The sequence below is a fragment of the Natronomonas gomsonensis genome (assembly GCF_024300825.1).
GTDB lineage: Archaea > Halobacteriota > Halobacteria > Halobacteriales > Haloarculaceae > Natronomonas > Natronomonas gomsonensis.
In genome coordinates this window covers 76661-96965 of the sequence record NZ_CP101323.1, presented here as the reverse complement: position 1 = coordinate 96965, position 20305 = coordinate 76661, and the positions used below count along the sequence as shown (strand labels likewise).

The following is a 20305-nucleotide window of genomic DNA, read 5'->3' as shown; positions in this document are numbered from 1 at the left end:
CCTGCCGAACCTTTTATTTCCGACACGACCGATGGTGGGTTGTCGACACACACCACAGGTATTCACACATGTCCATCCCGTTTCCATCCGAAGAGTGGATTGTAGAGTGGCGCGAGCAACTGAACGACAACGACGAGTACGCCGAGAAGGGACAGGGGTGGGGCGTCGGCTTCAACGGGGACTTCGTGTTCCACATCCGTGCCGACGACCGCCTCCCCGAGGACCGATACTTCTTCATCGCCCTCGACGACGGCACCTGCACCGAAGCACGGGAAATCGATTCTCCCGACGAGGTCGACGCCGGCTTCGTCTATCGGGGCGACTACGGCGACTGGGTGGCGCTCAATCAAGGCGACATCGGCCCGATAGACGGGATGATGTCCGGCGTCTTCGACATCGAGGGCGACATGCAGAAAGTCCTGCAGTACAGCGAGGCCGCCGTCGCGATGAGCGAGACAGGCCAGCGCATCGACACGGAGTACACCTACTGACCGGCACGGTCTCGTTTCGTTTTAAACGGCCAGCATTGAGAGGCATCACGCCCAACTCGAATCCCGAGAACTGTCGTGGTGCACCATGGCAGACAGAGACGCAGTTCGAGAGCAGTTCGAGAACGCCTTCGGCGGCGCCGACTACCCCGTGAACAGCCCGATGGACCTCGTGCCCGCCCTCCCGCAGGGCCCCGGTACGACGTTTGACATCGGCGACGAGACCATCACGGCGATGGAACTGAATCAGGAAGCGTCGGGACAGGCCGACTACCCCTACGACAGCGTCGACGAACTCGTCGACGCCCTGATGGACGGCCTCGAAGACGAAGGCTACGTCTGAACGCGACTCGCTGACGGAGGGTCGTCGACCCTTCTCCGCGACGAGAGCACCTCCTCATGCCCCGGTATCCGCTTCGATAGCCGCCTCGATAGCGTCGGCGAAGCGCTCGACGGCACCCGGAGAGCGCTCAAGCCCCAAGAACGGTTCGATGAGTTCCAACTCCGACAGCAGGAACTCGCCCTCTCGAACGATGCCGTCGACGCGGGCGTACGGCAGTTCCTCGGGGTTGAGGTCGAAGCGGTCCCGTGCCGCACCGAGGACCGATTCAGCGGTCGCTATCGTCGCTTCCCGTGGTTCGTACGGTTCGACGGCGTCGTTTGCAGCGAAGTCGTCGTCGGCTGGCATCCGGAGTGAGGCGTGGCTGTACTCGCCACCGAAGAAGACGAGCGAGCGCTCGCCGTCGAAGATTTCGGGGAGATACCTCTGGACGAGGAGGTCACCGTCGGCACGAGCCTCGACGAACCGCTCTCGGGCGTCGTCGAGACCCTCACCCGAGACGCGCCAGACGCCCGCAGAACTGGTTCCGATGGCAGGTTTGACCACGGCTTCCGCCCAGTCGCGACGGGCCAGTATCGACGTCAGGTCTCGGTCGCTCGCTGCCGGAATCGTCGCTGTAGGGACGATATCGACGCCAGCATCGGCGAGGTCACGGAGGTAGAACTTGTGCATGTTCCAGCGGACGACCGACGTGGGGTTGACGGCGGGAACGCCGGCCGAATCGAGGTGCTCCAGCCAGCGTCGGAACGCCTCCGGCTGGCGGTAGTAGTGCCAGCAGGACCGAAACAACACCGCATCGAAGACGGTAGGGTCGGCCTCGTCGTCGCTCCAGACGACTGGCTCCGCCTCCATGCCCCGTGTCGACAACTCGGCGGCGAGTGCCTCGCCGTCGTCGGTGAGGGAAGGTGCTTTCTCGCCGGTGACGATACCGATATCGAGCGGTGCCATGACTCGGGAGTCGAGTCGGCGTGACCGTAAGAATATCGTCCGGAAGTCGAATGCAGTAGTCGGGTTACCGTGCGTTCAGACGCCGCGACCCTGCAGTTTCTCCTCTTCGGGCATCGTCTCGTTGGCTTGGCCCTTCATGCCCTTGCCGATGCCCTTAGCGATGTCCCGCAGTTTCTCGGGGTCGTCGTAGTTGTTGACGGCCTCGACGATGGCGGTGCCCATCGCGGTGGGGTCCTCGGCGCCGAAGATGCCCGAACCGACGAAGATGCCGTCACAGCCCAACTGCATCATGAGCGCGGCGTCGGCGGGCGTGGCGATGCCGCCGGCGGCGAAGTTGACGACGGGCAACCGGCCCATCTCGGCGGTCTCGTGGACCAATTCACGCGGAGCCTCGTGGTTGCGCGCCCACTCGTCGCGCTCCTCGTAGTTCATTCCGGAGAGTTTCCGAATCGACCGCTGGATGTTGCGCTGGTGGGTGACCGCCTGGTTCACGTCGCCGGTGCCGGCCTCGCCTTTGGTTCGAATCATGGCGGCGCCCTCGTCGATGCGGCGCAGCGCCTCGCCGAGGTTGCGGGCGCCACAGACGAACGGCGCGGTGAAATCACGTTTGTCGATGTGGTATCGCTCGTCGGCGGTCGTCAGGACCTCGCTCTCGTCGAGCATGTCGGCGCCCGTGGCTTCGAGAATCTGTGCCTCGGCGGTGTGGCCGATGCGGCACTTGCCCATCACGGGGATGGACACTTCGTCGATAATCTCTTCGAGGGCCGCGGGGTCGGCCATTCGGGCGACGCCGCCGCGCTTGCGGATGTCGGCGGGGACTGCCTCCAGCGACATGACGGCGACTGCGCCGGTGTCCTCGGCGATTCGGGCCTGTTCGCGGGTGACGACGTCCATGATGACGCCGCCTTTCTGCATCTTCGCGAAGCCGCGCTTGACGAGGTCCGTCCCGCGACGGAGCTCTTCGAGGTCCGTTTCGGTCATACGCCCGTGTTGGAGTCGGACCCACTTAACGCGTGTCTTTCGAGGGGTGGTGGCCGGTGCCGAGGTGTTTTTGTGCCATCGCTCGGTGGAGGCCACATGGACATCCGAGGGTTGTTCGAATCCGACGTGCCCCGCGCGGACCTCCCGCGGTACGTCGCGCCGCTGCCGGAGGCCATCGAGAACCTCGGCCTCAACCTCGCGTGGCTGGTCGTCCTCGTCAACCTCGCCGGCACCGCCTTCGGCTTCTACTACTACCGCTTCCAGTTCCAGATTACGCCCGTCGAGATGTGGCCGTTCGTCCCCGACAGTCCGGCGGCGACGCTGCTCATCGCCCTCGCGTTGGCGGCGTGGAAACTCGACCGACCCCAGGCGTGGCTGACGGCGCTTGCCTTCTTCGGCAACATCATCTTGGGCGGGTGGACGGTGTACGTCCACCTCGCCTACTGGGACGCCTTCAGCTATCTCCACCCGGCGATGCGACAGTTCCTCATCTGGAGTCACGCCGCGATGGTGGTCCAGGCGTTCCTGTTGCACCGAATCGGTGACTTCGACCCGCGAGCGGTCGGCGTCGCGACGCTGTGGTACACCGTCGACACCGTCGTCGACTACTTCGTTCCCGTTCGCGGGGACCTCCATCACACGCTGATTCCGCTGGAACGTGACGCACCCGTCTTTTTGGGTGCCGACGCCCTCGGCGTCGCGGCCGCCGGTGCGGTCGTCTTGCTCATCATCGCGGTGTATCTGTCGCTGACGACGCGAATCGAAAAACAGCGTGCGGGCGCGGTCTGATTACTCCAAGAGGTTCTCGCCGGTCATCGCTTCGGGCTTGTCGACATCGATGAGCGAAAGCAGCGTCGGTGCGATGTCCGCGAGCGTCCCACCGTCTCTGACCTGCCGCCCGCCGTCGGTTCCGTCGGGGGCGACGTAGACGAACGGGACCGGATTCGTCGTGTGTGCGGTGTGGGGGTCCTCGGGCGTGCCCATGTCGTCGGCGTTGCCGTGGTCGGCGGTGACGAGGACGTGTCCGCCTGCGTTCCGAACCGCTTCGACGAGTCGGTTCAGTTGTGCGTCGACGGCTTCGACGGCGGCGACGGCAGCCTCGAAGTCGCCCGTGTGGCCGACCATGTCGGGGTTGGCGTAGTTCAACACCAGCACGTCGGGGTCCTCGCGGTCGATGTAGTCGACGGCGGTGTCGGTCACCTCGCGGGCGCTCATCTCGGGTTGCTCGTCGTAGGTCGGCACATCCGGACTCGGGATGATTTCGCGGTGTTCCCCCCCGAACTCCACCTCGCGGCCGCCGTTGAGGAAGTAGGTGACGTGGGCGTACTTCTCGGATTCAGCCATCCTGAGTTGCGTGAGGCCGGCCTTCGAAACCGTCTCGCCGAGCGTCTCCTCGGGTTCCAGCGGCGGGTAGGCGACCGGCAACTCGAACGTCTCGTCGTACTCGGTCATCGTGACGAGGTGGGTGTCGGGTGGGTCGGTCTGGAAGTCCCACTCGGGGCGGATGTCGGCGAGCATCCGGACGAGTTGGCGGGCGCGGTCCGACCGGAAGTTGAAGAAGACGACCGAATCGCCGTCGGCGAGTGCGGGGCCGCCGGAAACGAGCGTCGGTTCGACGTACTCGTCGGTGTCGCCGCGCGCGTACGACTGCTCGACGGCATCGACCACCGAATCAGCCGTGTAGGGCGCCTCCCGGTTTACGATGGCGTCGTAGGCGCGTTTCGTCCGCTCCCAGTTCTCGTCGCGGTCCATCGCGTAGTAGCGGCCGCAGACACTCGCCACGTCGCCGGTACCGGCCTCCTCGGCGACGGCTTCGAGGTCCGCGAGAAAGCCCGCGCCGCTCTTCGGGGCCGTGTCGCGGCCATCGGTGAAGGCGTGGGTGACGGCGTCGACGCCGCGTTCGCCCGCGAGTTCGACCAGTGCGTGGAGATGTGCTTGGTGGGAGTGGACGCCGCCGTCGCTGACCAGTCCCATGAAGTGGACGCGGCCGTCGTTGTCACGTGCGTGCGTGAAGGCGTCGGTGATGGTCTCGTTGTCGGCGAAGACGTCGGCGTCGATGTCGTCGGTGATGCGCGTCGAGTCCTGTTTGACCACGCGGCCGGCACCGATGTTGAGGTGGCCGACTTCGCTGTTTCCCATCTGTCCCTCCGGAAGGCCGACGCGTCGGCCGTGTGTCTCCAGCGTTCCGAAGGCGCCCGTCTCGCGGAGGCGGTCGAACGTCGGCGTGTCGGCGGCGGCGACAGCGTCGGATTCGTCACCGTCGCCGAGTCCCCAGCCGTCGAGGATGACCAGCGCTGCTCTCATTACCCGGTGGAAGCCGTCGGCGGCGTAAGGCCGTGTCGGTGTTCGTCGGCTCGCCTCTCGGAAGGGTTTTCCCGCACCCAACCGGACACCGTGGTATGGACTTGCGGGTCATCGGCGTCCTGCTGCTCGTCCCCCTGCTCGACATCATGCTGCTCGTCGTCTTGGCGACGCAGTTGGGCGGGGTCGTGACGGTCGCACTCGTCGTGTTGACGGCGCTCATCGGTCTGTTGCTCGCCCGCGCAGAGGGGCGTCACACACTCCAGCGCCTCCAGCGAAAACTGGCGCAAGGCGAACCGCCGACGGACGAACTGCTCGACGCGGCTCTCCTGTTGGTCGCCGGCGTCTTGATGCTCACGCCCGGTCTCGTGACCGACCTCCTCGGGCTGCTGTTGGTGTTGCCGCCGACGCGGTACCCCATCAGGGTCTTCACCAAGCGGTACGTCGTCAAGCCGTACGTCGACGCCCAGACCGGCGGCTTCGCCTCCGGAAACGTCTACATCGGCGGGTTCCCGAACGCCGACGAAGGCGGCGACCCCGGCGAGGAGTTCTTCCGTCAGGGCATGGACGAAGGCCGGCCCGGCTCGGAACCGGTCGATATCGACGAGGAGGCCTACGAGTTCACCGACCCGGACGGTCAAACTGACGACGACGGCGACGACGACGGCTCGACCGACCGCCGGGCATGACATCACCCACCGAAGGGCCGCCGAAAAGAAACGTTTAAACAACCAACCGCGCTACGATGAAATGCGCCTACCTAGGGCCAATAGCTCAGCTAGGTATGAGCGCTCGGCTGATAACCGGGAGGTCCTCGGTTCAAATCCGAGTTGGCCCACTCGGTTTCCAACCGGCCTTTGGCCGACGGAAATCGGTGGCCAAACTCCCGTAGGCGCCCAATTTCCGACGATACCACTTCTCGAAGAGCGGCAGTTCTCGTATGAGTTCGTTCGCTCACCTCGGGCGGTTTGCATAGCCGAAACCGGAGGTGCCGCACGACTCGTCACACTGTGGCCACCGTCGGTATATCCGGGAGTCGGTGACGATTCCATCCATCGACGACCCGATAGCGGCTCTCTGTCGAACTTGCGAGCGAACAGCCGTCGAGTGAGTCTAGACGTATTGACGGAGGGGGTATCATAATGGCCACGTCGCTGAAGCGTGGTTCGACCGTAGAGGCAAGTGGACGGAACCCGAGAGGCACAACCGCACATCCCCCACCCCACCGACGGTAATTCGTCGGCTCCTGTGTCTCTTCCGTCCCAACTGTTACTCAGCACTCCCGAAACGAGCGAGGATACCGGTCAGCCCTTCGAAGCGCGTTCGGGGAGTCGGAGGGTGAGAACAATGACCACGACCAGTATCGCGGCCAACAACAGGTACCCTTCGTCGAAGTATCCACGGTCGGCGATGCTGCCGAAAAGCACCGGGCCGGCAGCACCGAGCGTCGCCGACGCCGTTCGAATCGCACCGAGGCCGGTCCCCTGAATCTCGTCGGGAATCGCATCGGAGAGGAACGACTGGGTAATCGCCCCAGAGCCGAGCATCGTACTCACGAGGGCGGTGACGGCGACGAGCGGCCACCGCCCCTCGATGAAGGGCAGAGAGGCCAACCCGACGACGGGGCCGACGAGAACGGCGACGAGGGCGCGACGCATGCCGATTCGGTCGTAGGCCGCGCCGGCCAGCGGCTTGACGACGACGCCGAAGGCGAAGAACACGCTGAACAGCACCCCGGCTACCGACGACGGCAGCCCCTTCACTTCGACCAGATACGTCGGATAGAACCCGGTGAACGACTGCCAGATGAGGATGTACAGAAAGAGGATGAACGCCACGAAAAGCAAGTTCGACCGGCGTAATTCGGCGATAACGTAGCGTGCGCTGTCGGCCGAGAGCGAATCGACCGCACTGGACGTCGGCGTTTGTGCCGGCAGGACTACCCAGAGAACGGCCCCGACTGCCAAGAGCAGTGGAATGATGAATCCCAGGCCGAGTTGCCACGCGACGGCGGCGGCGAGCGCACCGGCAATCGGCGGCAGCACCGTCTGGCCGAGGTCGCCGGTGGCCATCGTCACCCCGAGTGCGCTCCCGATTCGGCCGGGATAGATGTCGGAGAGTATCGTGATGCGCGCGATGGGGTACAGCGACTGGCCGAGACCCACGAGCGCCGTCGCGGCGAATAAGACGAGGGGCGTCTGTGCCGTCACGACGGCTACAAGTGCCAGGGCGACGACGACCGTCCCCGCTGTCATGACCGCCCGTTCGCTGTATCGGTCGGCGAGGACGCCGCCTGGGAGCTGGCCGAGCGCCGACCCGAGCCACAGAACGGTCACGAGCAGGCCCGCGACCGTGAGGCTGAGGTCGAACGACTCCCGGAGGTACGGCAACAGCACGGGATACACCATTCGAGTGCCGAGCAGTACCCCCCAACCACCCGCAATCGTGACGAGGAGCGGCCCCTTGCCGTCGCCCCACAGCTCCCCCGCCTCGTCGCCGATAGATTCGAGAAACCCCATTTCGAGCGTCAGTACTGAATCGTTCGACAGCGGACGAATAACTGTTTATAACTCAGGGAACAGCGCGGGGACGACGTGGCGTCAGTGAGATTCCGGAAGCCGGCCGGAACTCAAATGTCGGACGCTTCGACAGTGATGTCGGCGACCGAACCGAGCGGTTCTCCCTCGGCGTCACCCGCGAAGCCGCCGACATGTAGTTTCGGCCGGGGGAATTTCCGGGAAGGGGACGCAGACGTCCGGAGTTCGAGCCGGTCCGGGGACGTGCGGTCCTTGAGGCGAATCCGGACGCGAACGACGCCGGTTTCGCTCTCTCCCGGAGCGTCGTACTCCGACCGGGTGACGACACCACGGTACTGCTCGGCTTCGGTTTCGACGGTGACGGTATCGCCTTCCTCAATGTCGTGTATGGCGTCGATAAGTTCTGTGACGGACCGCATTTGAAGTGGAGATGCTTCGGTGTGAGCCCATATATCGTCTTTGGCGTCGATGGACGACGAACCGACACCTCTTTAGGCCAGCCTAAAACATAGCCAGTAAGCGAAAGATGAATCAAGACATCTGCGTCGTCGTTCCGACGATTCGGGAGTACGAATGCATGCGGGCGTACTTCGACAACGCTCGCCGCCACGACTTCGACCTCTCGCGGTTGCACGTCGTCCTCGTCACCGAAGACTTCTGTGACACCGACGAGATGGAAGCGATGCTCGAAGACGAAGGCGTCTGCGGGGAGGTGTTCGACGGGTCGCGCCGACAGGAGTGGTACGAGGCAAACGACATCGCGGAGTACAGCCACGTCGTTCCGGCGGCCAGCCACGCCGAGACGAGTTTCGGCCTGCTGTACATGTGGGCCAACGAGCGCTTCGAGTACGGCTTCTTCATCGACGACGACACTCTGCCCCACGAGGAAGACGACTTCTTCGGACGACACATGGAGAACCTCGCGTTCGAGGGCGAAATCGAGTCGGTGTCCTCCGACGAACAGTGGGTCAACGTGCTGTACCAAAACGCCGACGAACACGGCCTGTATCCGCGGGGCTACCCCTACGCGGCGATGGACGAGACCGTCGAGACGGATACGGAGTCCGTCGACGACGTGGTCGCCTCACAGGGACTGTGGACGAACGTGCCGGACCTCGACGCCGTCCGCATTCTGATGGACGGCGACCTGCAGGGACAGGCCCAAACCCGAACGACTCGGGGCGACTTCGAGGGCGATTTCGTCGCCAGCGAGGGCGATTACCTCACCGTCTGTTCGATGAACCTCGCGTTCAAGCGAGAGGTCATCCCCGCGTTCTATCAACTGCCGATGGACGAAAACGAGTGGGACGTGGGCCGGTTCGACGACATCTGGAGCGGCGTGTTCCTCAAACGCGCCTGCGACGTGTTGGGCAAGCAGATTTACAACGGCTACCCGCTGTGTGAACACAACAAGGCGCCGCGGTCGACGTTCGACGACCTCACCAACGAGGTCGCCGGCCTGGAGTTGAACGAACACCTCTGGGAAATCATCGACGACGCCGGCAGCGAGGCGGACAGCTACGCGGGCGTGTTCGAGGCGATGGCCGAGGAACTCCACGACGGGGACTACTCGGAGTACAACAACGGTGCGTTCTTCAACCACGTCGGCGAGTACATGTACGATTGGCTCGACTGTCTGGACAGCCTCGAATCGCTGCAGCGCGTCCCGGCGGCCGCGGACGACTGAACCGACGACTATAAGTTAATTTAGGCAAGCCTAAAACACATGGATTCACCGAAATCGTTTTTCGACGGAACCGACCGACGGACGTTCCTCGCGGGGGCGGCGGCTGCGGGAACCGTCGGATTGGCGGGTTGTTCGGACATCCTCGGCAACGGCGAGGGGAACGGCAACGGCAACGGCGACAGCCCCATCGGACAGATCGGCTCCGGCCGTGAAGGGCGCGGCACCCCCGGCGGCACCCCGATGGCGGAGATGCCCGACCTCGAAGGCGAGTTGACGCTGTACTCCGGTCGCGGGGAGTTCCTCGTCGGCGACCTCATCAGCTACATCGAGGACATCTACGACGATTTCTCGCTGACGGTACGCTACGCCGGTTCGACGGACCTCGTCAACCAGATAATCAACGAGGGCCAGGGGACCCCGGCAGACGTGTTCTACTCTGTCAACGCCGGCTCTCTCGGCGCGCTCACCGACGCGGACCGCACGCAGGCGCTTCCGGACGAAGTGCTGAACATGGTCCGCGAGGAGTTCCGGACCGACCAGTGGGTCGGCACCTCCGGCCGCGCACGGAGCATCCCCTACAACACCGAGGCGTACTCGGCCTCCGAGTTACCGAACGACATCATGGCCTATCCCGACTTCGAGGGTGACCTCGGGTGGGCGCCGTCCTACGGTTCGTGTCAGGCGTTCGTGACGGCCATGCGCATCATCGAGGGCGAGGACGCGACCCGGCAGTGGCTCGAAGGCGTCGTCGAATCGGGCATCACCTCCTACCCCGACGAGTTCGTCACGTGTCAGGCCATCGCCGACGGCGAAATCGACGCCGCGTTCACGAACCACTACTACATCCAGCGCGTCCTCGACGGGACCCCCGACGCACCCATCGCGACGGCGTTCACGGAGGGCGATGCCGGCGCCGTCTTCAACGTCGCGGGCGCTACTGTCACCGACGCGGCAAGCGACGCGACGCTCGCCTCGAACTTCGTCCGGCACCTGCTGTCGGCGGAGGCACAGGACTACTTCGCCCGTTCGACCTTCGAGTACCCCCTCGTCAGCGACGTCGAACCCATCGGCGAGTTGCCGACCATCGACGAACTCGACGTACCGGACATCGACCTGACGCAGTTGTCCGACCTCGAACCGACCATCGACCTCATGCGTGAGGTCGGCATCGACGTCTGACCACACGACGTATCCCCACTGATTTGTACGATTCGACGTGATTCGGCCGCTCCATGCCCTCCGCCGTCGGTTCCGTGAGACGCCCACGGAGACGCTTCTGGCGGCCGGCCTCGCCGTCCTCGTCGGCATCGTGGTGTTCGCGACCGCGGAGACGCTGTTTCCCTACCACTCCAGCAACCACGACGAGGGCGTCTATCTCCAGCAGGCGTCGTTGCTGCTCGCCGGGCAACTGGAGTTGTACGCCGGCGGCCTCGCCGACGCGTTTCACCCGTGGTTCTTCATCGAGGACGGACGCCGACTTTACCCCAAGTACACGCCGGTTCCTGCCGCGATGTACGCGGTTTCGATGGCACTGTTCGGCGAGCCGCGCGTGACGCTTGCGGTCGTCGCCGCCGCCAACGTGGCGTTGGTGTATCGTCTCGGGTCGCTGGCTTTCGACCGCCGCGTGGGTCTCGTCGCCGGCGTCGTCTACGCCGTCTCGCCGATGGCGCTTCTGACCACCTCGGTGTTCCTGCCGTACGCGCCGACGACGATGCTAAACCTCGCTTTCGCGGTGCTGTATCTCCGGGCGGTCCGGGAGCGCTCCCTCCGGAGCGCCGGTCTCGCTGGTGCCGTCGTCGGCATCGCCTTCTTCGCCCGCCCGTACACAGCGGTCCTCTTTGCGGCGCCGTTCATCGTCCACGCGGCGTGGGCGGTGCTTCGGAGCGTCCGCGCGGATGGCGTGTGGCCCCTCTCCGACGCCGCACGCCGAAACACCCTGACCGCAGTCTTCGGCCTCCTCGGCGTCGGCCTCGCGTTGGCGTACAACGCCCGGATGACCGGGTCGCCGCTGGTCTTCCCCTACGAGGCGTTCGCGCCGATGGACGGCCCGGGATTCGGCGAGCGCCGCATCCTCGGCCACGAAGTCGACTACACGCTGGACCTCGCGCTGGAAGCCAACGGCTACGTGCTCTGGTATCTCGCGACTCGGTGGTTCACGGCGGGACTGCTCGGGACGGCCGCCGCCGCCGTCGGCATCGCGGTCGCCGCCCGGCGCTGGGTTGGCGGTCTCGACGGCGAGCGCCGCCGCGTCGGCGGGTTGCTCGCGGCCCTGTTCGTCACCGTCCCGTTGGGCAACCTCGCCTTCTGGGGCAACTACAACGTGTTGGCGACGATGGATGACCCGACCAACGGCCTGCTCTCGCAGTTCGGGCCGTTCTATCACTTCGATTTGCTTGTTCCGCTGTCGGTGTTTTCGGCGTTCGCGCTCGTCGTCGGCTGGCGACATGCTCGAAACAGCGTCACCGCCGAACGACTCTCGGCTGCCGCCTCGCCGCGGGCCGTCCGCGCCGTGGGCGTCGTCGCACTCGCGACGGTGCTCCTCGTCGGCGGCGTCGCCAACGCCGCCGTCCTCACGCCGCCCGTCGAGCGCAACGCGGGCCACACCGAGAAATTCGACACCGCTTACGAGCCAATCGATTCGGCCGACTTCGAAGACGCCGTCGTGTTCATCCCGGCGCCGTACGGCGACTGGCAGAATCATCCCTTCCAGTACCTCCGGAACAACCCCGGCTTCGACGGCCCCGTCGTCTACGCCTTAGACCGCGACCCCGCCGGCGACTTCGCCGTGATGGACGCCTACCCGAACCGGACGCAGTACCGCTACACCTACCGCGGGGCGTGGACGGCCGACCCCGACCGCCACGTCACGCCGAAACTCGACGAACTCGACGTTCGGGAGGGCCAGCGCCTCACCGGTGAGACGACAGTGGGCATCCCCGCCCGCGTCGACCGGGCGACCGTCAGGCTGTTCAGCGTCTCCGGTGACCACGTCGAATACGACGCCGGCAACGTCGGTGGCGTCGGGAACGACTACACCGCCGAATGGCGCCTCGACGGCGACGAAGCGAGCCTCGCCGGCGCCAACGGCACCGTCTCCGTCGCCGACACGGACGAACTCATCCTGCTCGTTCGGCTCGTCCAGCCGGACGGCGGCACGCTGACCTACCGACAGGAGATGACGGTACGGACGACCGGTGACACCGTCGAGGTCGTCTGGCCCCCCGAGCGAACCGTCTGTCGGCTGGTCGACTACTGTGACCGGGAGGGTACGTACCTCCCCGACCATCCGGAAGAACACTTCGCCGGCGTGTCCTTCGAAACTGACGTAGAAGCGTCGTCGTGAGTTACCGGAACCGCTCTTCGAGACACACCTTCACGATGGATTTCGCGATGGCGGCCCCGCCCTCGATGGGGTCGAGTTTCGTCTCACCGGCACGTTCGGCGTACTCGATGGGCTGCTCCTGTATGTCGTAGCCGCGCATCAACGGGCGGATGAGCAACTCAGCCGATAGACCGGTGTTTTCGGTCCACTCGATGTCTTCGATCACATCGCGACGGTAGGCGCGCATCCCGGTCGTGGTGTCGTGGACGCGTTCGTTCATCAGGACGCTGGCGACGGCGGCGAAGGCGTGGTTACCGAAGCGGTTGAACGCCGGCATCGCGTCGGCGCCGTGATACAGGCGGTCCCCCGAGACCACGTCGTAGCCCTCGTTGATGGCTTCGAGGAACTCCGGCAGTTGCTCCATCGGGTAGGTGTCGTCGCAGTCGGTCGTGACGACGATGGGACGGTCGGGGGCGAGAATCGCCTCTCGGACGGCGACGCCGTACCCCTGTGGCTCCTGTTCGATGACGCGAGCGCCGTGTTCGCGAGCGATTTCGGGCGTGCGGTCGTCGGAGCCGTCGACGCAGACGACCTCCGCCTGCCCGTCGGTGACGCGCTCGATATCCTCGAGAACGGTCGCGATGGCGGCTTCCTCGTTGTAGGTACCCATCACGACGCTGAGGTCCTCGAAAGTGTAGTCGTCCGCCGTGTCGTCGTCCGTTGTCTCCGCATCGCCGGCGGATTCGGAGCCGTTAGAGTGCTGTAACTGACTCATTGTCCTGTCGTCTCTCTCCCATCGACTTAGGCTTTTAGGTTTGCCTAAAACAAAGTTAGAATGACGAGTCGATGGCTTCAGCAGCCCGAATCGCGAGTGCAGCGATGGTGAGCGTGGGGTTCATCGCACCGCCGGTGGGGAAGACGCTGCTGCCGACCAGCCAGCAGTTCTCGAGGTCGTGGGTGCGGAGTTGGGGCGTCACGACGCTGTCGTCGGGGTCGGTCCCCATCCGGGTCGTCCCCATGTGGTGATACGCCGGGCCGGTGTTTTCGGGGCCGACCTGCCACGTAATCTCCGCGCCCAACTCCTCCAGAATCGCCCGCTGTTTCTCGTTTGCTCGCTCGATAGTTCGGCGCGTGCGGTCGTCGAGCGACCAGTGTATCTCGGGGACGGGGTTGCCGTGGTCGTCGGTACGGCTCTCGTCGATCGTGACGTAGTTGTCCTCGCTGGGTAGCTGTTCGACGAGTGCGCCTATCCCGACGTGGTCGCCGTAGTTCGCCCGGAGGCGGTCGAGTAATTCGTCGCCCCAGTCGTCGCCGGTCAGCGCCATCTCCACCGGCGAAGGGCCGGCGTAGTTGAAGAACTCCAGTTTGAACGGGCCGACCGTCTCGTCGGCGTCGTCGTAGAACTGGTGGCTCTCGCTGGTGAGAAAGCCGACGTGGTTCTGTCGAGTCGGTTCGCCGAGTCGGCCGCCCATCCCGGCGAAGAGGTGGTCCATGAAGCACTTGCCGACGAGGCCGCTGGAGTTGGCGAGGCCGACAGGGTAGTGTTCTGACTCGGACAGCAACAGCAGCCGGGGCGTCTCGACGCCGCCACAGGCGACGACGAAGGCGTCGGCCTCCTGTCTGTGTGCCTCGCCATCCGGCGTCGCGTAGACGGCCGCCTCGACCGAGTCGGGGCCGTGTTCGAGCCGCTGGACGGGCGCGCGGTCGATGACCGTCGCTCCCCGTCGCTTGGCGGCTTCGGCGTGAACCGTCGCGTCGTACTTCGCACCGGAGGGACACACCGGCTGGCAGGTGCCGTAGCCGACACACGCGCTGCGGCCGTTCCGGGACTCGGAGTTGCGTGCGTTCGGCACCGAGTGCATCGCGATTTCGAGTTCCTCACAGGCCTCGGCGAACAGGCTGTCGCTGTAGGAGGGTGGGAACGCCGCCATCGGATGTGGCTCCTCCCGCGGCGGCGCGAAGGGGTTGTCCGAGGCCCCCGAGACGCCCAACTCCCGTTCGGCCTCGTCGTACTGCGGTCGGAGGTCTGCGTAGTCGATTGGCCAGTCGACGCCCACGCCGCGCTCGCTACGGGAGTTGAAATCGTCCTCGTGGAGCCGCATCACCATTCCCTGCCAGTGCAGCGTCGACCCGCCGACGCCCTTCACGCGGGCGTGATTCAGCGGATACCCCTTTTCGCCACTGGAGGTGTAGGCGTCCCGTTCGGCGTCGCCGTCCCACACGTCCGGCCGGGAGAAGGCAGGTCGTATCGCCCGCTCCTGTCTTCGAATGCGGTCGTCGGGGTCGAACCGCGGGCCGGCGTCGAGGACGACCACCTCGTGGCCCGACGCGGCGAGGCGGTCGGCGACGATGGTGCCGGCCGGTCCGGCGCCGACGACACACACGTCTGCTCCCGCGACGGGGCGTCGAGTCACGACGGCGGCCCCCGCTGGTAGGTGTCGGTGCCACCCGGATGTCCCTGGGGGTTCTCGATGCCGACCAACTCCCCACCGGTCGGGGAGGTGTACAGCGCCATGAGGAGTTCGTTGACGACGAAGTACCGGACCCGTTCGGCGGTCGTTCCGTCGGGCACCTCGTCGGCGACATCGGCACCGGCCTCCCGGAGCAGTTCCTCGCGGTCCGACGGAGATAGTTCGGCGATAGCGGTGTCGTGCCAAGCGACGGCCAACTCGTTTAGGTCGGTCACCGTCGCTCGCAGCGCTTCGCCGTGGCCCTCGCGTTCGAGTCGGTCGGTCACGAACGTCTCGACGAACGGCTCGACACCGGAGACGGCCGAGGGATAGAGAACCTCGGCAAGCCCGACCATCGCCGAGACGACCGCATCGTCGTCGAGTCGGTCGGGACCCCGCTCTCCCTCGTCGGCCTCTCGGGTGGCCCTGAGACCGACTGCGGCAGCGCCGCCCGAGCCGAGGGCTGCCAACGCGATGGTGGCGTCGCGCCGCGTCAGTTCCATGGGTTTGAATTAGGCTGACCTAAAATATATCCGTTGGAATGGGTTCGCTCAAGTACGTCGGGACACGAACGGTCGGACAATGAGGGATATCGCGGGACTTCGGGAACGCTACGCCGGGGAGTTCCCGCTCGGGTTGGCGCTTCTCTGTGGGTTTATCGCCGTGGTGCTCGTGTTCCCGATGTCGTGGCTGTTCATCGAGGCGGTGACCGTCGACACCCAACGCGCCACCGATCTCCTGTTCCGGTGGGGGACCGCCGAAATCATTCTCAACAGTTTGCTTCTGATGGCCGGCGTCACCGGACTGTCCGTGCTCATCGGCGTTCCACTGGCGTATCTCACCGTCCGCACCGACCTGCCGTTCCGGCGCTTCTGGACCATCGTCGTCGCCCTGCCGCTGGTCGTGCCGAGTTACGTCGGCGCCTTCACCTTCGTTTCGGCGTTCGGCCCCCGCGGGGAGTTCAGCGACCTGCTGGCGCCGCTCGGCATCGAACAGATTCCCGAAGTGTACGGCCTCGGCGGGACGATACTTGTCATCACGCTGTACACCTACCCGTACGTGTATCTGACGACGCGGGCGTCGCTTCTGTCGCTCGATACGACGCTCATCGACGCCGCCCGAACGCTCAACCAGGACCGCCTGACTGCGTTCCGTCGGGTCACGATACCGCACATCCGACCGGCCGTCGTCGCGGGGAGCCTCCTGACGGCGCTGTATGCGGTTTCGGACTTCGGGACGCCCGGCATCATGCGACTGCCGGTGTTCACCCGCCAGATATACGTCGAGTACAACGCCTTCGGCCAGGACTTCGCGGCACTGTTGTCGTTGCAGTTGCTCGCCATCGTCCTCGTCGTCCTCGTCTTGGAGCGATGGGTGCGCCCGCAAACCTCCGTCGAGGGCGGGTCGGATTCCAGCGGCGATTCGACGGTCAACCTCGGCATCTGGCGCTGGCCCGCGACGCTTCTGCCCGTCGCCGTCACCACCATCGCCCTGGCCGTTCCCATCTGGATTCTCGGTCTGTTGCTCGTCAACTCGGAGGCCGGCCGTCGGCCGTCGCTGGCCTTCGAGTGGATTTACGCGTTCAATTCCGTTGGCATCTCGCTCGTGGCGGCCATCGTCGCCGCCCTCGCCGCCCTCCCCATCGCGTACTTCGCGGCGCAACACGACTCCCGTCTCGCGGCCCTGTTCGAGCGCGTGACGTACCTCGGATTCGCCGTCCCCGGCATCGTTCTCGCGCTCGCGTTGGTGTACTTCGGCGCAGGTTACGACGCCCTCGACATCCCCTACTCCCCCGGACTGTATCAGACGATTCCCCTCCTCGTGTTCGCCTACGTCATCCGGTTCATGCCGCAGGCCGTCGGTTCGATTCGCACGACGACCCTGCAGGTCGACTCGACGCTCGTCGAGGCCGCCCGCACCCTCGGTGAATCACCGTTCGGTGCGTTCCGACGAACCACCCTCCCGCTCATCGCGCCCGGCGTGGTCGCGGGGGCCGCACTCGTCTTCCTCACGACGATGAAGGAGTTGCCCGTGACGCTCATCCTCCGACCGACCGGCTTCGAGACCATCGTCACCCAGATTTGGCGCGCCCAAGAGGCCGCCTACTACCAGTACGCCGTCGTCCCCGCATTCCTTCTGCTCGCCGTTTCGGGGCTGTCGATGGTCGTGTTGCTGTTACAGGAGGAGCGACTGTGACGACACTCGACCTCCGTGTCGTCGCCGTCGACGACGCCGACGCCATCGCGTCGATTTATCGCCACTACGTCGAGGAAACCGCCATCACCTTCGAGGAGGTGCCTCCCGACGCCGAGGAAATCGAGCGCCGCATCGCCGACACCGTCGAGACGTATCCGTGGTTCGTCGCCGAAGCCGACGGGTCGGTCGTCGGCTATGCCTACGCGGGGGGCCTGCGGAAGCGCTCGGCCTACCGGTGGGTGACCGAACTCTCGGTGTACGTCCAGCGGTCGGCCCGCAGTGTGGGAGTCGGGTCAGCGCTGTACGAGGCACTGTTGGAGACGCTCAGCGAACAGGGGTTTGCCAGCGCCTACGGTGTCGTCACGCTGCCGAACCCCGAAAGCGTCGGCTTCCACGAAGCCTTCGGCTTCGAGCGTGCCGCGTTGCTGCCCGAAGCCGGATACAAACACGGCGAGTGGCACGACGTGGCGTGGTTCGAGCGCGGCCTCGCCGACCGAAGCGACGACCCGGCCGACCCGACGCCGTTTTCGGAGTGTCGAGACGCCGCGTGGCTCGAAGCCATCCTCGACGCCGCGGCCGCCGGGAAGCGATAGCCGAACGGTAGCGTTTTGCCGATGGGGTTGGTACTCCCGAGCAATGATACAACGGCTGGCGAGACAGCTAGGAAAGGAGGAGCGCGACCTCCGGGTGTTGGAGGCCGTCATCGAACACCAGCCGATCGGTATCACCCGCGTCGCCACGGAGACGGGCATCGACGAGCACAAAGCGCGGTACTCCCTCCGGATGCTGGAGGAGGACGGCCTCGTCGAGCCGACGCCGGATGGCGCGGTTACCGCCGAGGGGTTCGAAACGTACGCCACCGAGATAAACGAGGGGTTGGACGGCCTCATCGAACGGATGCAGTCGCTGAAAGAAATCGACCTGTAGTCACGAACCGGAACACTCGAATCCGTTGGAACCCAACCTCGCGCATGAACAACCCGCTCGAAGGCAAAGACGTTCCGGGGTGGGCCCTCGGCATCTTCCTGTTGGCGTCGACCGTCGCCGTCGCCGGGGTCACCGACTACGTGTTGACCAACTCCGGCTACCGGAACCTCGGAATCTTCGTCTGGGCGGTGTGTTACACGGGCGTGTTGATCATCGTCTGGGTGCTGTGGCTCAGCGACATCGAGTTGACCGGTCCCGCCGAGGGGTAACGGAACCATTAAGAACGAAACACCGCGATATTCACCAAAGATGTTCGAGATGCCGCTGCAACTGGTCGACGACTTCCTGCGGCAGTACCACGTCGGGCACGCACTCCTCGTCGGGTTCGTCCTCGCGGTCGTCGGCGGGTTCGCCATCAATCGGTCGGTGAAAGTCCTCGGAATTCAACTGTCGCTGTTCGGACTCCTGTTCATCATCACCCCAACGTCGACGATGACGACGCCGTTCCTCTTCCTCGGCATCGGGTTGGCCGTCATCGGCCCGGTCGTCGCCATCTCGGCGAACGACTGACGCGACCGCCCCTACAGTTCCTTCTCGATGACGTACCCCCACCGCTCGTAGCCGCGGCGCTGGTAGTAGTCGTGGGTGTCGGTCTTCGATTCGGGCGAGGCCAACGCGAGGAACGCACAGTCCTCCGCGTCCGCCCACGACTCGACGAAGCGGAGCAACTCGGTGCCGTAGCCCTCGCCGCGGTGTGGTTCGTCGACGACGAGGTCGTAGAGCCACGCGTGACGGGCGTGATGGAGAACGCCCGCAACGAGGACACCCGCGACGGCGACTAACTCACCGTCGACGAACCCGCCGAAACAGCGGTAGTCGTCCTCGCCGGTCCATGCGAGTACGTCCGCGGGCGACTCGTCGGTCCACAACTGTCGGAGAATCGGAATCGCTTCGCGGCGTTCCGTCTCGTCGGTTAACTCCCGAACGTCCATATCCGGGCGTCGTGAGTCGGCGTCAAGAAATTGATTGTGCCGTGGTGCCGAGGCTCACGACTCGGTGACGATGTCGTCGTAGCGCGCGCCGGTCTGTTTCAGCGTCTCGGTGGAGTACAGGCGCTCGTGTTCGACGGGGAGGTACTCGTCGGCGAGTTCGTCGATTTTCGCATCGACGGCCTCGGGGTCGCGGCCGTGAATCATCGTAAAGAGGTTGTAGGGCCACCCCTGCTCGGGCCGGCGGGGGCGGTGATAACACAGCGTCACGTAGGGCAACTCGCCGACGGTCTCGCCGCGGGCATCGAGTTCCTCGTCGGGGACGTTCCAGACGACCATGCAGTTGGCGTCGAAGCCGGTGACGACGTGGTTGACGACACAGCCGATGCGCTTGATGCAGCCGTCCGCGCGAAGCGCTTCGATGGCGTCGAGAACGTCTTCGACTGGCGCGTCGACGGCGTCGGCCACGTCTTCGTAGGGCGTCATCGACAGCGGGAAGCCGTCCTGAATCTCCAGCAGTAACGCCTTATCGAGGTCCGAGAGGTCCGCCGCGGCCGTCTCCGAGATTCGCGTCGCCGTCACCTCGGTCCGTTCGACCGACTCCCGGGCGAACCGGTCCGAATTGACGACCGGGAACTCCAGGTCGATGTAGAAATCCGTCAACATCGGGAGGTTCAGTACCTCACAGCCAGTGCGTTCCTCGATGTCTTCGAGGATTTCGTCGCGACGGTCGAGGGACCCCGCCGTGACGACGAACCACATGTTCCACTCGTGGTCGCGGCGGTAGTTGTGGTTGACCTGCCGGTAGCCGTTGATGATGTCGGCGATGTCGTCGAAGCGCTCCTCTGGTGCGCGAACCGCCGCCAGCGTCGACGCGCCGATAACGGGCGGGTTCAACACCGCTCCGAAGCGCCGGAAGACGCCTGCTTCGCGGAGTCGCCGCACGCGTTCGAGCGCTTCATCCTCTTCGATGCCGAGTTCCGCCCCGACGCGACGGAACGGTCGCCGCTCAACGGGGAAGTCCGACTGATAGCCGTCGATGAGGGCTTCGTCGACCGCATCGAGGTCCGAACGCCAGTCCGCGTCGTCGGCCGCCGACGTGCTCATTGCCGGTGGTACGGCAGGCGGGGATTAGGGTC

The 20305-nt window shown here is 65.2% G+C and carries 22 protein-coding genes and 1 tRNA gene; 13 read left to right on the top strand and 10 right to left on the bottom strand.

Going from position 1 to position 20305, the window contains the following annotated elements; translation table 11 throughout:
- Nucleotides 1–68 precede the first annotated feature (68 nt).
- Nucleotides 69–491: an SCP2 sterol-binding domain-containing protein gene (locus tag NMP98_RS00485; RefSeq protein WP_254859466.1), complete on the top strand. Its 423-nt coding sequence runs from the start codon at nt 69–71 to the stop codon at nt 489–491.
- A gap of 85 nt (nt 492–576) precedes the next feature.
- The gene (locus NMP98_RS00480) at nt 577–831 is read left to right on the top strand and encodes an MTH865 family protein (protein WP_254859465.1); all 255 of its coding nucleotides are present in this window, start codon (nt 577–579) and stop codon (nt 829–831) included.
- 54 nt (nt 832–885) lie between these two features.
- On the opposite strand, the gene NMP98_RS00475 is transcribed toward NMP98_RS00480, so the two are convergent.
- Both NMP98_RS00475 and pdxS read right to left on the bottom strand, forming a co-directional pair.
- The gene (locus tag NMP98_RS00475; protein WP_254859464.1) at nt 886–1776 is read right to left on the bottom strand and encodes an ATP-grasp domain-containing protein; all 891 of its coding nucleotides are present in this window, start codon (nt 1774–1776) and stop codon (nt 886–888) included.
- Nucleotides 1777–1851: 75 nt separating this feature from the next.
- The gene (gene pdxS / locus NMP98_RS00470; RefSeq protein ID WP_254859463.1) at nt 1852–2757 is read right to left on the bottom strand and encodes a pyridoxal 5'-phosphate synthase lyase subunit PdxS; all 906 of its coding nucleotides are present in this window, start codon (nt 2755–2757) and stop codon (nt 1852–1854) included.
- A 96-nt stretch (nt 2758–2853) separates the two neighbouring features.
- On the opposite strand from pdxS, the gene NMP98_RS00465 reads away from it, so the two are divergent.
- A complete protein-coding gene (locus NMP98_RS00465) occupies nt 2854–3546 on the top strand; it encodes a DUF1405 domain-containing protein (RefSeq protein ID WP_254859462.1) in 693 nt (230 codons plus the stop codon).
- Here the strand turns inward: NMP98_RS00465 and gpmI are convergent, their stop codons facing one another.
- On the bottom strand, nt 3547–5061 hold the full coding sequence (gpmI, locus tag NMP98_RS00460; protein ID WP_254859461.1) for a 2,3-bisphosphoglycerate-independent phosphoglycerate mutase: 1515 nt from the start codon (nt 5059–5061) through the stop codon (nt 3547–3549).
- Nucleotides 5062–5156: 95 nt separating this feature from the next.
- Here gpmI and NMP98_RS00455 point away from each other — a divergent pair, with 95 nt between their 5' ends.
- Nucleotides 5157–5747 (top strand): FxsA family protein, encoded by a 591-nt coding sequence (locus NMP98_RS00455; RefSeq protein ID WP_254859460.1) that lies wholly within the window; start codon nt 5157–5159, stop codon nt 5745–5747.
- 74 nt (nt 5748–5821) lie between these two features.
- Nucleotides 5822–5896, top strand: a tRNA-Ile gene (locus NMP98_RS00450).
- 466 nt (nt 5897–6362) lie between these two features.
- Here the strand turns inward: NMP98_RS00450 and NMP98_RS00445 are convergent.
- Both NMP98_RS00445 and NMP98_RS00440 read right to left on the bottom strand, forming a co-directional pair.
- Nucleotides 6363–7577, bottom strand: coding sequence for an MFS transporter (locus NMP98_RS00445; protein ID WP_254859459.1), 1215 nt, complete (start codon nt 7575–7577; stop codon nt 6363–6365).
- A gap of 110 nt (nt 7578–7687) precedes the next feature.
- Nucleotides 7688–8014 carry a hypothetical protein gene (locus tag NMP98_RS00440; RefSeq protein ID WP_254859458.1) on the bottom strand — a complete coding sequence of 109 codons (327 nt, stop codon included), beginning with the start codon at nt 8012–8014 and terminating at the stop codon, nt 7688–7690.
- Nucleotides 8015–8121: 107 nt separating this feature from the next.
- Here NMP98_RS00440 and NMP98_RS00435 point away from each other — a divergent pair, with 107 nt between their 5' ends.
- From NMP98_RS00435 to NMP98_RS00425, 3 genes are read left to right on the top strand one after another with little or no spacing between them, the layout of a single operon-like run.
- Nucleotides 8122–9282: an alpha-1 4-glucan-protein synthase gene (locus tag NMP98_RS00435; RefSeq protein WP_254859457.1), complete on the top strand. Its 1161-nt coding sequence runs from the start codon at nt 8122–8124 to the stop codon at nt 9280–9282.
- A gap of 39 nt (nt 9283–9321) precedes the next feature.
- Nucleotides 9322–10461 carry an extracellular solute-binding protein gene (locus tag NMP98_RS00430; RefSeq protein WP_254859456.1) on the top strand — a complete coding sequence of 380 codons (1140 nt, stop codon included), beginning with the start codon at nt 9322–9324 and terminating at the stop codon, nt 10459–10461.
- Nucleotides 10462–10498: 37 nt separating this feature from the next.
- Nucleotides 10499–12625, top strand: a complete 2127-nt coding sequence (locus NMP98_RS00425) for a DUF7846 domain-containing protein (RefSeq protein WP_254859455.1) — start codon at nt 10499–10501, stop codon at nt 12623–12625.
- A gap of 1 nt (nt 12626) precedes the next feature.
- On the opposite strand, the gene NMP98_RS00420 is transcribed toward NMP98_RS00425, so the two are convergent.
- Genes NMP98_RS00420 through NMP98_RS00410 form a run of 3 tightly spaced genes read right to left on the bottom strand, consistent with a single transcriptional unit; the run spans nt 12627 to nt 15557 of the window.
- Complete coding sequence (locus tag NMP98_RS00420; RefSeq protein ID WP_268105560.1) at nt 12627–13379, bottom strand: dolichyl-phosphate hexose transferase; 753 nt, start codon at nt 13377–13379, stop codon at nt 12627–12629.
- A gap of 55 nt (nt 13380–13434) precedes the next feature.
- Nucleotides 13435–15018 carry a GMC family oxidoreductase gene (locus tag NMP98_RS00415; protein WP_254859454.1) on the bottom strand — a complete coding sequence of 528 codons (1584 nt, stop codon included), beginning with the start codon at nt 15016–15018 and terminating at the stop codon, nt 13435–13437.
- Nucleotides 15015–15557, bottom strand: coding sequence for a gluconate 2-dehydrogenase subunit 3 family protein (locus NMP98_RS00410; protein ID WP_254859453.1), 543 nt, complete (start codon nt 15555–15557; stop codon nt 15015–15017). Before NMP98_RS00410 ends, NMP98_RS00415 begins: the two co-directional genes overlap by 4 nt.
- Nucleotides 15558–15636: 79 nt before the next feature.
- On the opposite strand from NMP98_RS00410, the gene NMP98_RS00405 reads away from it, so the two are divergent.
- Genes NMP98_RS00405 through NMP98_RS00385 form a run of 5 tightly spaced genes read left to right on the top strand, consistent with a single transcriptional unit; the run spans nt 15637 to nt 18747 of the window.
- Nucleotides 15637–17250, top strand: coding sequence for an ABC transporter permease (locus NMP98_RS00405; protein WP_254859452.1), 1614 nt, complete (start codon nt 15637–15639; stop codon nt 17248–17250).
- Nucleotides 17247–17843 carry a GNAT family N-acetyltransferase gene (locus NMP98_RS00400; RefSeq protein ID WP_254859451.1) on the top strand — a complete coding sequence of 199 codons (597 nt, stop codon included), beginning with the start codon at nt 17247–17249 and terminating at the stop codon, nt 17841–17843. Before NMP98_RS00405 ends, NMP98_RS00400 begins: the two co-directional genes overlap by 4 nt.
- Nucleotides 17844–17886: 43 nt before the next feature.
- Nucleotides 17887–18177, top strand: coding sequence for a winged helix-turn-helix transcriptional regulator (locus tag NMP98_RS00395; RefSeq protein WP_254859450.1), 291 nt, complete (start codon nt 17887–17889; stop codon nt 18175–18177).
- Nucleotides 18178–18221: 44 nt separating this feature from the next.
- Complete coding sequence (locus NMP98_RS00390) at nt 18222–18446, top strand: DUF7996 family protein (protein WP_254859449.1); 225 nt, start codon at nt 18222–18224, stop codon at nt 18444–18446.
- A 40-nt stretch (nt 18447–18486) separates the two neighbouring features.
- Nucleotides 18487–18747, top strand: coding sequence for a DUF8006 family protein (locus NMP98_RS00385; RefSeq protein ID WP_254859448.1), 261 nt, complete (start codon nt 18487–18489; stop codon nt 18745–18747).
- A gap of 11 nt (nt 18748–18758) precedes the next feature.
- On the opposite strand, the gene NMP98_RS00380 is transcribed toward NMP98_RS00385, so the two are convergent.
- The gene (locus NMP98_RS00380) at nt 18759–19169 is read right to left on the bottom strand and encodes a GNAT family N-acetyltransferase (protein WP_254859447.1); all 411 of its coding nucleotides are present in this window, start codon (nt 19167–19169) and stop codon (nt 18759–18761) included.
- 54 nt (nt 19170–19223) lie between these two features.
- A complete protein-coding gene (gene ahbB, locus NMP98_RS00375; protein WP_254859446.1) occupies nt 19224–20273 on the bottom strand; it encodes a siroheme decarboxylase subunit beta in 1050 nt (349 codons plus the stop codon).
- Between the last annotated feature and the right edge of the window lie 32 nt (nt 20274–20305).

What these genes read in the sequence shown, in the direction of transcription:
- NMP98_RS00485 (WP_254859466.1), top strand. Translation starts at nt 69, where the DNA reads ATGTCCATCCCGTTTCCATCCGAAGAGTGGATTGTAGAGTGGCGCGAG.
- NMP98_RS00480 (WP_254859465.1), top strand. Translation starts at nt 577, where the DNA reads ATGGCAGACAGAGACGCAGTTCGAGAGCAGTTCGAGAACGCCTTCGGC.
- NMP98_RS00475 (WP_254859464.1), bottom strand. Translation starts at nt 1,776, where the DNA reads ATGGCACCGCTCGATATCGGTATCGTCACCGGCGAGAAAGCACCTTCC.
- pdxS (WP_254859463.1), bottom strand. Translation starts at nt 2,757, where the DNA reads ATGACCGAAACGGACCTCGAAGAGCTCCGTCGCGGGACGGACCTCGTC.
- NMP98_RS00465 (WP_254859462.1), top strand. Translation starts at nt 2,854, where the DNA reads ATGGACATCCGAGGGTTGTTCGAATCCGACGTGCCCCGCGCGGACCTC.
- gpmI (WP_254859461.1), bottom strand. Translation starts at nt 5,061, where the DNA reads ATGAGAGCAGCGCTGGTCATCCTCGACGGCTGGGGACTCGGCGACGGT.
- NMP98_RS00455 (WP_254859460.1), top strand. Translation starts at nt 5,157, where the DNA reads ATGGACTTGCGGGTCATCGGCGTCCTGCTGCTCGTCCCCCTGCTCGAC.
- NMP98_RS00445 (WP_254859459.1), bottom strand. Translation starts at nt 7,577, where the DNA reads ATGGGGTTTCTCGAATCTATCGGCGACGAGGCGGGGGAGCTGTGGGGC.
- NMP98_RS00440 (WP_254859458.1), bottom strand. Translation starts at nt 8,014, where the DNA reads ATGCGGTCCGTCACAGAACTTATCGACGCCATACACGACATTGAGGAA.
- NMP98_RS00435 (WP_254859457.1), top strand. Translation starts at nt 8,122, where the DNA reads ATGAATCAAGACATCTGCGTCGTCGTTCCGACGATTCGGGAGTACGAA.
- NMP98_RS00430 (WP_254859456.1), top strand. Translation starts at nt 9,322, where the DNA reads ATGGATTCACCGAAATCGTTTTTCGACGGAACCGACCGACGGACGTTC.
- NMP98_RS00420 (WP_268105560.1), bottom strand. Translation starts at nt 13,379, where the DNA reads ATGAGTCAGTTACAGCACTCTAACGGCTCCGAATCCGCCGGCGATGCG.
- NMP98_RS00410 (WP_254859453.1), bottom strand. Translation starts at nt 15,557, where the DNA reads ATGGAACTGACGCGGCGCGACGCCACCATCGCGTTGGCAGCCCTCGGC.
- NMP98_RS00405 (WP_254859452.1), top strand. Translation starts at nt 15,637, where the DNA reads ATGAGGGATATCGCGGGACTTCGGGAACGCTACGCCGGGGAGTTCCCG.
- NMP98_RS00395 (WP_254859450.1), top strand. Translation starts at nt 17,887, where the DNA reads ATGATACAACGGCTGGCGAGACAGCTAGGAAAGGAGGAGCGCGACCTC.
- NMP98_RS00390 (WP_254859449.1), top strand. Translation starts at nt 18,222, where the DNA reads ATGAACAACCCGCTCGAAGGCAAAGACGTTCCGGGGTGGGCCCTCGGC.
- NMP98_RS00385 (WP_254859448.1), top strand. Translation starts at nt 18,487, where the DNA reads ATGTTCGAGATGCCGCTGCAACTGGTCGACGACTTCCTGCGGCAGTAC.
- NMP98_RS00380 (WP_254859447.1), bottom strand. Translation starts at nt 19,169, where the DNA reads ATGGACGTTCGGGAGTTAACCGACGAGACGGAACGCCGCGAAGCGATT.
- ahbB (WP_254859446.1), bottom strand. Translation starts at nt 20,273, where the DNA reads ATGAGCACGTCGGCGGCCGACGACGCGGACTGGCGTTCGGACCTCGAT.